This window comes from Cytobacillus depressus, from assembly GCF_008923245.1.
GTDB lineage: Bacteria > Bacillota > Bacilli > Bacillales > Cytobacillaceae > Cytobacillus > Cytobacillus depressus.
The window spans coordinates 88,525-101,422 of the sequence record NZ_WBOS01000006.1 but is presented as its reverse complement, the minus strand read 5'-3'; the positions used below and the strand labels follow the sequence as shown (position 1 = coordinate 101,422).

The window sequence follows — 12,898 nt, the reverse complement described above, 5'->3', positions numbered from 1 at the left end:
GCTTTATTTTAGGTATATTTACTCACTTTAAGTATAGCATCAACGTATTTGAGAACCAATTCTTTTATTGCAAAATATTGTATTTATGCCAAGACACAGTGACCCATATTTCCAGAAGTGCGCATAAAACAATATCTAATCCCCATTCTTTCCATAAGACTAATAAGTTCTTGGTATTTCCACCATCGACAAAAAAACGCCGGATAACAAATTGAGGGTTGTTATCCAGCGTTTAAGAAACTAGTGTTTACTTTATTTTGTAAAAAGATTTTTCTTAACCTTAGTCCTTAAAAATTTCACGTTCGACTAAAGACTGAACAGGACGATGGTTATCAGGGAAAATTTGCTGAAATGCTTGAATTTGTTCTTTAGACATTTCAATCGGCTTTTCAAAAACAATCCATTTTACCTTTTCTGTACAAGGTGGCGTCGTTAATGAACCGTTGTAATAGAAAGATGCTTGATCTGAAGGGAGTAAAGCTTGTAAATCAACAGGCTCGTTTATAAGAATATCTTTTTCTGTTTCATCCTTTGGTAATACGTCCCAAACAGATGCCAGTTTTTCGTTTTCTTTTCCTTCTTGAATCAACACACCAAGGACAGCAAGCTCACCATTCGTATCTTGGTGTACAAGATGCAGTTCCATATCCAAGTGTTGGCCATTAAATTGATGCTCGCTTGGTGTATGGAAATGAAATTGAACGAGTTGGTATTCCTTTCCCTCTACGACAATGCTATTGCTTGGTGTTGCAGCGTTAGCCTGTACAGTATGACCGTTATTGACTATCGAAAAAGGCGTCGGCTGATATTTAATTTCAATACTTTCTAATTTTTCACTTGTTTTCACCTGAGAGAATTCGATATTGACTGGTGATTGTTCACTACCTTTGATACAAGCTGAGTATGAAAGATCCAATTCTCCCCAATGGTCAGGGCCTGTTTCTTCTTCGTATGACCAAGAAGCAGTGGGTGTATTATTTAACTCTGTTGCTTCATTTTCTTTCATATTAGTGACTTCTTCTTTTTTTGGAGTAGTTGTTTCCTTTGTCTGCTCTGAGCAAGCTCCCAGTAAAAAGCTTAAAGATACAACTAAAAATGGATACACAAGATTCTTTTTCATAGTTGCCAACTTCCCTTCTTCCTTATTCTTCTATCTCTTGCATATAATACAATACTAATTTTCTCAAAAAATACAAAACATTTTTTTCCAAAACAACTTGCTTTTTACAATATAGTTATTATATACTATATAATTACACATAAAAATGAATGGAAATATGAATTTTTTCTCGGTGCTTAATAACTAGTTTTCATTTTAATGAAAACTATTTTTTGTGATACAACATGAAGGAAATCCAAAATAAAAAGGCCAGTTTTTCAATACAATTGAAAAACTGACCTTTTGCTACTTCAATATTCACCTTTAATGACAAAATACGAGCCCCGAATGGTTCCAGCTAGTTTAGACTTCTGCCTAGCAAACTTAAACTTCTCTTCTAACTCCTTTGGTATTTCCATCCCCTCAGAAAGCTTAAAACCAACAGCCCGCTTCTTAGGATCATCAACCGTATACATGACGTTGACCGCAAGACCATCCTCATAAAAGACGTAGGCAAATTTAATATTTTCCACTTGAAAACGCGTCGTTTCTAAAGGTTTGGCTGCAAACTCAATATCACGTTCTTCTTTCAAAATTCGGTTCACATAGTCAAGAGTCTCCTGGCTTTCGCTAGCTGGTACAACCGTATATTCATGCTTGTATTTGTTCATAAAATAACGGGCTTCATGAGCACGTAAACCAGCAAGCGCCTCTACTACAGGTGAAGACTCTAAACCCACCGTAGACACATTTTTAAAATCAACGATATAGGACATTTTCATCCCTCCTTTTATCTCTTTATTTCCTAACAACAGGAATCACATTTCCGCTAACACTTTTTTAAGTTCTTCTCCCATATTCGCCCAACCATATTTCGCACCATTGAACGCTTGATCTTCTTTTTCGAATCCTGTGTGTTCAAGATGTAAGTAGGTTGTTCCATCCTCTTCCTTCAATGTCCAAGTGACGATAGTGTCTATCGGGCCACCCACCCATGTGTAAGATAACTTATGAGGCTCTTCCACTACTAATACTTCACAATCTACAATCAAATTCCACTGAGGATTTCGAAATTGACATTTATGTCCTACGATTGGTTTAAAGTCATTTTCCATTATCCATTTTGCAAGAGTATCCGAATCTATTAATGCGTTCCAAACCTTATCGATTGAACTTGTAAACTGAAAATCTAATGATACCTCTGCCATTATTTTTCCTCCTCTAATAAAGTTTTTAAAAGCGCCACATTTCCCATCCAAAATTTCTCGTAAAAGGATACCCAATCTTTAATTTCCTGTAGGGGAGCTGCAAGTAGTCGATATCTTGTTTCTCTACCCACTTTACGGTCAGCCACTAGACCAGCGTCTTTAAGGATAGCCAAATGTTTAGAAACAGCGGTACGCCCCATTTGAAATTGAACGGTTAATTCGTGAAGAGGTAACTCTTCTGCATCTGCCAACAATCGTAGCAACTTACGTCTTGTTGGGTCAGCAATAGCTACATAAACATCACGCTCTTGATTTTTCTCTTTCAAAAGCCCCCTCCCCCTTAAAATGACACCAATTGGTGTCTTAATTATATGACACTAATTGGTGTCCAGTCAATTTTATTTTTGACAAATTGGATTAGTTTTATTCTCCTTATGTTGCTTCTTTATTATTTATTCAATGGATTAAGCTACAAATTCGTAAGATAGTAAGCTGAAACTGCTAATATGATAAGGTGTTTAAGGTAGCCCTCATTGTTAGTTATTAGTTCATGCTAAGTGCTTCTTATTTCCCTGTTTCACTAAATTGCTTAATCCGTTCACCAATTGCGTCACGAACACGCTGGAATTCGGACCACTCTTTCCCAGCAGGATCATCAAATCCCCAGTGTTCACGTTTAACATACGGCGGTGTGATTGGGCATTTATCAGCAGCATCTCCACATAATGTAACCACCAAATCAGCATTATTTAAGATTTCAGGATCAATAATATCTGATGCTTGACTGGATATATCAACACCAGCTTCCTGCATGGCCTTTACAGCATTCGAGTTTAATCCATGTGCTTCTATTCCAGCACTGTATACGCTCCACTCATCACCTAAATATTTCTTCGCCCAACCTTCTGCCATTTGGCTTCTGCAAGAGTTTCCTGTACATAAGAAGTAGATTGATTTCTTAGACATGTCATATTTCTCCTTTTAGTAAAGTAATAAGGCTACGTATAGACCTAGTAATGTGATAAAGAGAATGGGAATCGTTAATGCAATCCCTGTTTTAAAATAGGTTCCCCATGAGATTTTAACTCCTTTTTGAGATAAAACATGGAGCCATACTAAGGTGGCTAACGATCCGATCGGAGTAATTTTCGGACCTAAATCGGAACCAATGACATTGGCATAAATAAGCGCTTCCCGGATTGTACCGGAAGTATTTGTTTCAGCAATTGCCAGTGCATCGATCATGACAGTTGGCATATTATTCATCAAGGATGATAAGAAAGCTGCTATAAAGCCCATACCTATCGTTGCAACAAATAAACCTTGGTTAGCAGTTGCTTGAATGACACTAGCTAACGATTCAGTTAACCAAGCATTTCCTAAACCATATACGACTACATACATCCCTATTGAGAAAAAGACAATTGCCCAGGGAGCACCTTTTACAACTGTTTTTGTATTAACTACATTACTTCTTCTGGCCATCAATAAAAAGAAGATTGCAATGACCCCTGCAACAATTGAAACAGGTATTTGGGTGAATTCGCTGGAAAAATAACCAATCAGTAATATCCCAAGAACATACCAAGAAAGTCGAAACATTTTAAAGTCCTTAATTGCTTCTACAGGTTTTCTTAATTTAGATACGTTATATGTATTTGGAATACTTTTTCTAAAATAAATTAATAAGACCGTAATCGTTGCTATTAGTGAGAAAAAGTTAGGAATAATCATTCTTGAAGCATACTCTACAAATCCAATGTTAAAGTAATCTGCAGATACAATGTTAACTAAGTTACTTACCACAAATGGTAAAGATGTCGTGTCTGCAATAAATCCACTCGCCATAATAAATGGAAAGATCATCTTTTCTTTATATTTCAAATTACGTACCATTGCTAAAACAATTGGCGTCAAAATTAAGGCAGCTCCATCATTTGCAAATAATGCAGCGACGATGGCTCCTAAAATACTAATATAGACAAACATTTTAATTCCATTTCCCTTAGCAGCTCTGGCCATATGTAGTGCCGCCCATTCAAATAATCCAATCTCGTCTAATATCAATGAAATAAGAATGATCGCTACAAATGATAATGTCGCATTCCACGTAATTCCGATAACTTCAAGTACATCATTAAATCCAACTATACCTAATAATAAAGCTACGATAGCGCCGCCACATGCACTCCAACCAATATTTAATCCTTTTGGCTGCCAGATAACGAGAAGAAGTGTTGCTAAAAAAATTATTGTTGCTAATATTGCTGTAATCACTAAATTTAACCTCCATCACTCACACGGTGCACATATTTCCTTCTTATTAGCAGCAACTTCCTTTACCTGTTTTTCTAAAAACGCAGCATAATTCTTCTGATAATAAACTGTTTACTTCCGTATCATTTAAATCGTAATAACTCCATGTACCCTTTGCTTCTTTTATTACTAATCCAGCATCTAACAAAATCTTTAAGTGATAGGAAAGCTTCGATTGGGGCATTTCAAATACCTCTGTTAAATCACATACACATGTCTTCCCTCTTTGACAAAGTTCATACATGATTTCCAAGCGTTTCTGATCAGCTAAAGCTTTAAATTTCTTTTCATATTGTTCAAACTGCATTGTTATTACATTCATATACAACTTTCCTTTCATCAATTTTTTTTGATATTTAAAGTGTACACAAAATAATTATGTAGATGCAAACAATAAATCAACTTTTTTTGATTTATTGCAAGTAAAAGGGGGTATACGGTAGGAAAAAGCGATTTACTACGTTGAGGAAAAAATAAAAAGTAGGAATCTCCCGCTTCAAATTTCGCTAGAAAGTAAGCGGGAGTAGTTTAAGACATATTAAAGAGCATCAAAACCTGAACAGCTTTGTATATACTTAAACCAGCAGCATAATATTTTCGGATATGTTTTAATTTCTTTATTATTAGCTATGGCTTGTATATGGCCCACAAAAAGTTATTCCCCAAAAACCTTTTGATTAAAACCGGTTTCTCCGATTACGTAAAAAAGCAGGAATCTCTAGAGATTCAAGTGACGGTTGCGGACGTTCTCTTTCATTTTGAGGTAATCTGTCGCTCTCAACTTGATGAACACGAGCATGTTGTGATTCTCGGCGCACATTCGAAACCTCTTCTTTCGCAGGCGGAGTCACTTTTGCTGGAATCTCCTGTTCAGTAAACCCTGTCGCAATCACTGTTACTAAAATCTGATCTTTTAAATTCTCGTTAATGACAGAACCAAAAATCATGTTTAACTCTTCATCTGAAGCAGAAGCAACGATGCTTGCGGCCTCTTGAACTTCAAATAAACTTAAGTCGCTGCCACCCGTAATGTTCATTAAAACTCCGCGGGCTCCTGTGATGGACGTTTCCAGTAAAGGACTTTCAATAGCAGCTTTGGCGGCTTCAACTGCTCTATCTTTCCCTTTGGCTAACCCGATCCCCATAAGGGCAGTACCTTGATTGGACATAATCGTTTTCACGTCTGCAAAGTCAAGGTTGATCAAACCAGGTAAAGCAATTAAATCCGAAATCCCTTGCACCCCCTGGCGAAGGACATTATCTGCTTCGCGGAACGCTTCAACCATAGGTGTTTTTTTATCGACAATTTCCAACAATCGATCATTGGGAATAATAATCAATGTGTCTACAGCTTCTTTCATAGCTTCAATGCCGCTCGCTGCATTGGCCGCTCGCTTACGACCTTCAAACTTAAATGGGCGTGTAACGACACCAATTGTCAAAGCACCAAGTTCACGGGAAATTTTCGCAATAGCTGGTGCCGCTCCCGTTCCCGTACCGCCGCCCATTCCAGCAGTAACGAATACCATGTCGGCCCCTTTTAATAATTCCTGGATTTGTTGTTTACTTTCTTCTACTGCTTTCCTTCCTACCTCCGGGTTTGCACCTGCACCTAAGCCTCGCGTCAACCTCGCGCCAATTTGCATCGTGATCTCTGCCTTTGACTGTTTAAGAGCCTGAGCATCCGTATTAAGGGCAATAAACTCAACACCCTCTACACCGTCCTCGATCATACGGTTCACGGCGTTGTTCCCCCCACCGCCAACCCCAATTACCTTGATCTTAGCGTTTTCATTTATATTCCCCTCGAACTCTAACATAAACATACCTCCAAATTTCTTATCTATTATTTTCAAAGTAATTGTTTCGTCTTTTTATTGTTTTTATTAAAGGATACAGGATTAGCTTGTTAATTTCTATTGGTAGATAGGCATATTTTATATGCTTCGTGGTTTTGATATTTATAGATTCTAGAGGACATTGGTATATACCTCTTGACTAAAGACCTAGTTGATGGTTCGGTTAAGAGGTTGGTCAATGAAGATAGAGTCAAGTGATTACCAAGGATCTAAAAGAAACGTATACGATAGCCATCTATTTCAAGGTTATAATGGAATTTTTCGCCAATGTCTTAAATCAATAATAAAAAGGATCGTGGATGGCTCCAGATCCTTTTTCGTTCTTAGGGGAAATCCTAATTGCATAAATTTATATATTAAATCGATTTAATCATTCCTCCGTCGACTAAAATGGAACTCCCAGTTACATAAGTACTTGCATCGGAAACTAAAAATGTTACTACATTAGCAAATTCCTCTGGCGTTCCATACCGTTTTAAGGGAATATTATTTTGGGCGTTTTCTTTAACTTTTTCCTTAGAAACACCTAATCTTTCAGCATTCGCTTGATCAAGGTGTGCAACACGCTCTGTTGCAATTCTTCCAGGTGCAACTGTATTCACTAATATGTTATATGGAGCCAGTTCTTCTGCTAATGTTTTGGCTAGACCTACAATACCTGTTCGAAATGTATTTGAAAGAATAAGTCCAGGTATAGGTTGTTTAATAGAAGAAGAAGCAATATTAATAATTCGGCCACCTGCTTCTTTTAAATCTGGAAGAACTTCACGGATGATTCTAATATAACTCAACAAGTTTAGCTCAAATGCATCTTGCCAGTCTTTATCAGAGAATGATTCAAATGATCCGACAGGAGGTCCACCAGCATTATTAATTAAAATATCAATTTTACCGAATTCATCATTAGTTTTGCGAACTAACGTTTGAATGTCTTCTACTTTTGTAATATCAGCTGGGCAATAGGAAACTCGCCCTTTATTTAATGCCTCTAACTCTTTTTGTACACTAGCTAACTTTTCACCATCTCGGCTTGTTAGCATAACACTTGCTCCTTCTTTTACGAGTTGTGTTGCTATTGCTTTTCCTAGACCTTGACTAGAGGCTATGACAAGTGCGACTTTATTATGTAAATTTAGCTCCAAGTCTAAACACCTTCCTTTTTGTCTGATTCCATAAAATACTAAATATTCATTTTATTATAACATATATTAACGATATGTAAAAAGAGCCAAAATACGCAAGTAGTATATTAAAACTGCATATTTGGGCTCTATAATATTAATATTTATTCTGTGTCAAAGCTCTTAAAGACGACACTTTTAGTTAAATTGAAGACATTCCTATTGAGAGCTAATAATCGTGTTCTCTCTTACCATATTAATAAAATACTTCATAATTCTAGTATCTTCTGTTAACTCTGGATGAAAGGAACAACCTAAAAACTGGCCATCGCGAGCTAAAACAATGCGCTCTTCATGTTTTGCGAGAACTTCAACATTTTCACCTGCAATTACGATATGTGGTGCCCGGATAAAAACAGCAGGAATGTCTTCCTCTTCACCTAGCATGGATAGCTCTACTTCAAAACTATCTACTTGGCGTCCAAATGAATTCCGTTCAACCACTACATCCATTAAGCCTAGATGAGGCTCATCATATCCCACGACTTTTTTGGCTAATAAAATCAGGCCCGCACATGTTCCAAACATTGGTATTCCATTGTCAGCTAAATCACGAATTGGTTCTATTAAATCATAACGGTCCACTAGTTTACTTATTGTTGTGCTTTCGCCGCCAGGTAACACAAGGCCATTTATTTCCTTTAGATCGTCAATCGATTTAACTGGAATTGCCTCACAATCAAGCTCTTCAATTTGTCTAATATGTTCTCTAACTGCACCTTGTAATGCAAGTATACCAATTTTTAACATATTACCAACCACGTTCCTGCATACGTTCACTTACATCAAGTGTTGCAATATCAATACCTTTCATTGGTGTTCCTAACTCTTTTGAAATTTCAGCAATCAGTTTATAGTCTTGATAGTGTGTTGTTGCCTCTACAATGGCACGTGCGAATTTTTCTGGGTTTTCAGATTTGAAAATACCTGACCCTACGAATACACCATCTGCTCCAAGTTCCATCATTAAAGCGGCATCAGCAGGAGTCGCCACCCCACCAGCAGCAAAGTTTACAACTGGTAAGCGCCCTAATTTTTTGATTTCTAGTAATAATTCAAACGATGCTCCTAAATTTTTTGCTTCTGTCATTAATTCATCTGTACTCATACCAACAACTCGTCTTACTTGTGCATTCACTTTTCGAATATGACGAACAGCTTCTACAATATTTCCTGTCCCCGGCTCACCTTTCGTACGTAACATGGCAGCGCCTTCTCCAATACGACGCGCAGCTTCCCCTAAATCGCGGCATCCACAAACAAAAGGTACTGTGAAGTCACTTTTTAATAAATGGTATTCTTCATCAGCAGGTGTTAATACTTCACTTTCATCAATGTAATCGACGCCCATTGATTCTAATACCCGTGCTTCTACTATATGGCCAATACGAGCTTTTGCCATTACTGGGATGGTTACAGCGTTCATCACTTCCTCTACAATACGAGGATCCGCCATACGGGCTACGCCTCCAGCTTTTCGAATATCTGATGGGACTCGCTCTAAAGCCATAACAGCAACTGCACCTGCAGCTTCTGCGATTTTTGCCTGTTCTGCATTAATGACGTCCATAATAACGCCACCTTTTTGCATTTCTGCCATTCCACGTTTTACTCTCTCTGTACCAAGTTGTTTCATAAAAATAACCTCCATTCATTTATTGATTCCTAGTATAATAGAAATTGACTTTGTGAAAAGGTCCAATTTTTTAAAAATTCATATGGTCAGTTAGGTGAATTACAGATGGATATGCTAATGTTGAAATTAGATAAAAATAAAGAAAAACCTTTATATGAACAGCTTTATATCGGTATTAAGTATGCGATTATCCATAAACAAATTGAAGTTGGAGATAAATTACCATCTAAAAGAAAATTAGCTGAATTTTTAAATATCAGTCAAACAACCATTGAAATTGCCTATTCCCAACTTACTGCAGAAGGCTATATCGTATCTAAACCTCGCATTGGATTTTTTGTAGAAGAGCTAGATGAATTACCATATATTGAAGAAGAGCCTTTAAACATGCCAGTAGATAAGGCCGAGCAAAAAATATATCAATTTGACTTTCATCCAGGAAAAATTGATACCGACTCATTCCCATTTTCACTTTGGCGAAAATATGCAAAAAACTTGTATGATAGTAGTTCAAAAGAGTTTTTACAAATTGGAGACCCTCAAGGAGAATACGCTTTAAGAGCCGAAATTTCAAAATATCTATATCAATCAAGGGGGATTGTATGTAAACCAGAACAGATTGTCATTGGTTCGGGAACTGAACATCTACTTCCAATGATCCTAAGATTATTAGAAAATGATTCAATATTCGCCCTTGAAAATCCCGGCTATTCAGCAATCCCAAGAATACATTTGCAAAACAGTGCTATCTCCATTCCGGTTGATGAAGATGGATTAAATGTGGATGAACTTGAAAAAACAAATGCCAATGTTGTTTACATTACACCTTCTCACCAATTCCCTACGGGTGCGGTACTATCAGCAACAAGAAGAACACAACTATTAAAATGGGCTGTAAAAGATGAAAATCATTACATTATTGAAGACGATTATGATAGTGAGTTTCGTTATATTGGAAAACCTATTCCTGCTCTACACGGTTTAGACCAAAACAATAAAGTCATCTATATAAGCACTTTTACCAAATCATTAATGCCTTCATTACGTGTTGCTTATTTTGTTTTGCCTACAACATTATTGCCAAAATATAGAGAGACATTTAGTTTTTACTCAGCAACCGTACCGAGATTTGATCAACATATTTTAGCTAATTTTATGAGAGATGGGTATTTCTCCAAACACTTAAACCGTATGCGGAAAATTTATCGTAAAAAACATGAAAAATTAACACAAACATTTGAAACGTATTATCCTGATGTTATGATCACTGGAGACAAAGCGGGAATGCACATTTTAATTTCTGTCCCCCTGTCCAAAAGTGAAGATCAGTTAAAACAGATTGCAGCAAGAGACAATATTGCCATCTATCCAGTAAGCGATTATCTATTAAAGCCCATTGAATATAAATTTCCAACTTTTCTATTTGGCTTTGGTGGTATTCCATTAGATCAAATTGAAGTAGGTATTCACCAATTAATGAAATGTTGGCGGGTTTCAAAATCAAAAAAGCGATAGCTCGAAGGTCATCTTGGATTAACTACGCAGTTAAATTAAGAGCCAAGGGTTCACATAAACAGCCCTTGGCATAGTGTTGCTTCTTTTAAATTCATCTGTTCTGGTATTCTATTAACTATTTCTTTTCCAATTTCTATGGAAGCTGTTGCCGCTGGGGATGGGGCATTACAGACATGAATCGTTCGTTTTCCCATAATAATATGGAAATCATCGACCATATTACCATCGCTTCTTAATGCTTGGGCACGAACCCCAGCTGGTGCAGGGATTAAATCATCTTCTTGAATTTCAGGAATTAATTCCTGCAGACTTTTTGTAAATTGTTTTTTGCTAAATGAACGGACATATTCATCAAGCCCTTCTTTTGCAAATTTACCAGCCATTTTCCACAAACCTGGAAAGCATAGAGATTCCATTACATCTTTTACATCAAAATCTGTCTTTTTATACCCTTCACGCTTAAAGCTAAGCACAGCATTTGGTCCTGCATCGACTTCGCCACTGATCATTCGGGTAAAATGGACCCCTAAAAACGGAAACTTTGGATTTGGTACTGGATAAATTAAATGTTTGACAAGATAGCGTTTTTCAGGCTTCAATTTATAATACTCGCCTCTGAAAGGCAAAATTTTCATATCTGTTTTATATCCCGCTGCTAAAGCTACACGGTCACTGTGAAGTCCTGCACAGTTAATCACCATACTAGCTCGATATGTACCCCGATTTGTCTCGATGGTCACTTGGTCTGCTTCTTCGTGCATTTTTACTACTTTTGTATTTAGGTGGATATCTCCACCGTGCTTCTGAATAATTTCAGCAAATTTTTCACTTACTTGTCTGTAATTAACGATACCAGCCTGCGGAACACGTATGGCCCCTAGACCGTTTACATTTGGCTCGATTTCCTTCAATACATCGACACCAATTTTTTGAATCGCTAATTCATTTTGTAATCCACGTTTATATAAGTTTTCAAGAAGGGGTAACTCCTCTTGTTTTGTGGCAACAATGACTTTTCCGCAAATATCATGGTCAATTCCGTAGGTTTGGCAGAATTCAGTCATCGATTGACTTCCCTGACGCGCAAAACGTGCTTTGAAACTATTAGGCTTGTAATATATTCCTGAATGAATTACTCCACTATTGTGCCCTGTTTGATGTTCTGCAACAGCTGACTCCTTTTCAATAATGGCTACTTTCGCATGAGGAAACCGTTTATAAAGTGCCATTCCCGTTGATAAACCGACAATCCCTCCGCCAACCACTGCAAAGTCATACACTATTTACCACCCCCAATGTTCCGATTTCTGCTATTCACGAGATTCTCTGAGCAGCTTGTTGCAATAGCAAGATAAGATGTTCGATATCATACTCTTCGTAACGAATGTAAGGAAAGGTAATAGACAACGCACCTAGTAATACTTGCTGTTTAGCAATAATTGGAACACTAATGGACGTAGCACCTTTGACACGTTCCCCTTTTGTTATCGCATAGCCTTGATTTCGTATTTCATGAAGTTGTTGAATTAATTCTTCTTTTGATTCAACAGTGATATCTGTAATCTTTGTTAATTTAATTTTATCTATATAACTCTTAATAAACTCATCGCTCTGAAAAGCAAGCAGAATTTTAGCAGAAGCACCAGCATATAGCGGGGACGTATGACCGACAAATGTTAAGGCAGCCAATTCATGACGACTAGGTAAGTTATAGATACAACGACGCTCGTCATGTTCAATAATGTTTATTGAAATATTTTCTTTCGTTTCTTGATTCAGTTCTTCCATGATTGGAATCGCTTTTGAAAGAAGTGCATCGTTTTTTTCAACAAGCTGACCTAAAAACATAAGCTCTAAACCTAGACTATATATTTTCGTTTTTTCATCTTTTACTAAGAAACCTTCATATACTAACGTGCTGACAATACGTTGTAAGCTAGAAATCGAAATACCCGTTCTTTTCGAAATCTCTGTTAACGATAATTTAGGATAATCCACCGAAAATGCTCGCAGCACTTGTATCACTCGGTGGATCGAAGACATCGAATAATTACTTTTAAAGCTTTCTTTCTCCAATGAGAGCA

General features: G+C 37.0%; 14 protein-coding genes. 1 reads left to right on the top strand and 13 read right to left on the bottom strand.

Translation table 11 applies throughout. The features are described 5' to 3' along the window. Window positions 1–280 precede the first annotated feature (280 nt). From F7731_RS14850 to pdxS, 11 genes are all read right to left on the bottom strand, one after another. Window positions 281–1,120, bottom strand: coding sequence for a carbonic anhydrase (locus F7731_RS14850; RefSeq protein WP_151535564.1), 840 nt, complete (start codon window positions 1,118–1,120; stop codon window positions 281–283). A 290-nt stretch (window positions 1,121–1,410) separates the two neighbouring features. Further along, a complete protein-coding gene (locus F7731_RS14845) occupies window positions 1,411–1,911 on the bottom strand; it encodes a phage tail protein (protein ID WP_151535563.1) in 501 nt (166 codons plus the stop codon). 6 nt (window positions 1,912–1,917) lie between these two features. Further along, on the bottom strand, window positions 1,918–2,307 hold the full coding sequence (locus F7731_RS14840; RefSeq protein WP_151535562.1) for an SRPBCC family protein: 390 nt from the start codon (window positions 2,305–2,307) through the stop codon (window positions 1,918–1,920). Continuing rightward, the gene (locus F7731_RS14835; protein WP_151535561.1) at window positions 2,307–2,633 is read right to left on the bottom strand and encodes an ArsR/SmtB family transcription factor; all 327 of its coding nucleotides are present in this window, start codon (window positions 2,631–2,633) and stop codon (window positions 2,307–2,309) included. Before F7731_RS14835 ends, F7731_RS14840 begins: the two co-directional genes overlap by 1 nt. 238 nt (window positions 2,634–2,871) lie before the next feature. Continuing rightward, window positions 2,872–3,273, bottom strand: coding sequence for an arsenate reductase (thioredoxin) (gene arsC, locus F7731_RS14830; RefSeq protein WP_151535560.1), 402 nt, complete (start codon window positions 3,271–3,273; stop codon window positions 2,872–2,874). Between the two features lie 15 nt (window positions 3,274–3,288). After that, a complete protein-coding gene (locus F7731_RS14825) occupies window positions 3,289–4,584 on the bottom strand; it encodes an arsenic transporter (protein ID WP_151535559.1) in 1,296 nt (431 codons plus the stop codon). A 46-nt stretch (window positions 4,585–4,630) separates the two neighbouring features. After that, window positions 4,631–4,930 (bottom strand): arsenical resistance operon transcriptional regulator ArsR, encoded by a 300-nt coding sequence (gene arsR, locus F7731_RS14820; RefSeq protein WP_425482015.1) that lies wholly within the window; start codon window positions 4,928–4,930, stop codon window positions 4,631–4,633. Between the two features lie 370 nt (window positions 4,931–5,300). Next, the gene (ftsZ, locus tag F7731_RS14815; protein ID WP_151535557.1) at window positions 5,301–6,443 is read right to left on the bottom strand and encodes a cell division protein FtsZ; all 1,143 of its coding nucleotides are present in this window, start codon (window positions 6,441–6,443) and stop codon (window positions 5,301–5,303) included. A 395-nt stretch (window positions 6,444–6,838) separates the two neighbouring features. Then, window positions 6,839–7,624 carry an SDR family oxidoreductase gene (locus F7731_RS14810; RefSeq protein WP_151535556.1) on the bottom strand — a complete coding sequence of 262 codons (786 nt, stop codon included), beginning with the start codon at window positions 7,622–7,624 and terminating at the stop codon, window positions 6,839–6,841. A gap of 198 nt (window positions 7,625–7,822) precedes the next feature. Further along, window positions 7,823–8,413: a pyridoxal 5'-phosphate synthase glutaminase subunit PdxT gene (pdxT, locus tag F7731_RS14805; RefSeq protein ID WP_151535555.1), complete on the bottom strand. Its 591-nt coding sequence runs from the start codon at window positions 8,411–8,413 to the stop codon at window positions 7,823–7,825. Window position 8,414: 1 nt separating this feature from the next. Then, window positions 8,415–9,299: a pyridoxal 5'-phosphate synthase lyase subunit PdxS gene (gene pdxS, locus F7731_RS14800; protein ID WP_151535554.1), complete on the bottom strand. Its 885-nt coding sequence runs from the start codon at window positions 9,297–9,299 to the stop codon at window positions 8,415–8,417. Window positions 9,300–9,404: 105 nt separating this feature from the next. Here pdxS and pdxR point away from each other — a divergent pair, with 105 nt between their 5' ends. Then, window positions 9,405–10,814, top strand: coding sequence for a MocR-like pyridoxine biosynthesis transcription factor PdxR (gene pdxR / locus F7731_RS14795; protein ID WP_212031194.1), 1,410 nt, complete (start codon window positions 9,405–9,407; stop codon window positions 10,812–10,814). A 50-nt stretch (window positions 10,815–10,864) separates the two neighbouring features. On the opposite strand, the gene lhgO is transcribed toward pdxR, so the two are convergent. Both lhgO and F7731_RS14785 read right to left on the bottom strand, forming a co-directional pair. Continuing rightward, window positions 10,865–12,094, bottom strand: a complete 1,230-nt coding sequence (gene lhgO, locus F7731_RS14790; RefSeq protein ID WP_151535553.1) for an L-2-hydroxyglutarate oxidase — start codon at window positions 12,092–12,094, stop codon at window positions 10,865–10,867. Window positions 12,095–12,128: 34 nt separating this feature from the next. After that, window positions 12,129–12,890: an IclR family transcriptional regulator gene (locus tag F7731_RS14785; RefSeq protein WP_151535552.1), complete on the bottom strand. Its 762-nt coding sequence runs from the start codon at window positions 12,888–12,890 to the stop codon at window positions 12,129–12,131. Between the last annotated feature and the right edge of the window lie 8 nt (window positions 12,891–12,898).

What these genes read in the sequence shown, in the direction of transcription:
- ftsZ (WP_151535557.1), bottom strand. Translation starts at nt 6,443, where the DNA reads ATGTTAGAGTTCGAGGGGAATATAAATGAAAACGCTAAGATCAAGGTA.
- F7731_RS14850 (WP_151535564.1), bottom strand. Translation starts at nt 1,120, where the DNA reads ATGAAAAAGAATCTTGTGTATCCATTTTTAGTTGTATCTTTAAGCTTT.
- pdxT (WP_151535555.1), bottom strand. Translation starts at nt 8,413, where the DNA reads ATGTTAAAAATTGGTATACTTGCATTACAAGGTGCAGTTAGAGAACAT.
- F7731_RS14840 (WP_151535562.1), bottom strand. Translation starts at nt 2,307, where the DNA reads ATGGCAGAGGTATCATTAGATTTTCAGTTTACAAGTTCAATCGATAAG.
- arsR (WP_425482015.1), bottom strand. Translation starts at nt 4,930, where the DNA reads ATGCAGTTTGAACAATATGAAAAGAAATTTAAAGCTTTAGCTGATCAG.
- arsC (WP_151535560.1), bottom strand. Translation starts at nt 3,273, where the DNA reads ATGTCTAAGAAATCAATCTACTTCTTATGTACAGGAAACTCTTGCAGA.
- pdxR (WP_212031194.1), top strand. Translation starts at nt 9,405, where the DNA reads ATGGATATGCTAATGTTGAAATTAGATAAAAATAAAGAAAAACCTTTA.
- pdxS (WP_151535554.1), bottom strand. Translation starts at nt 9,299, where the DNA reads ATGAAACAACTTGGTACAGAGAGAGTAAAACGTGGAATGGCAGAAATG.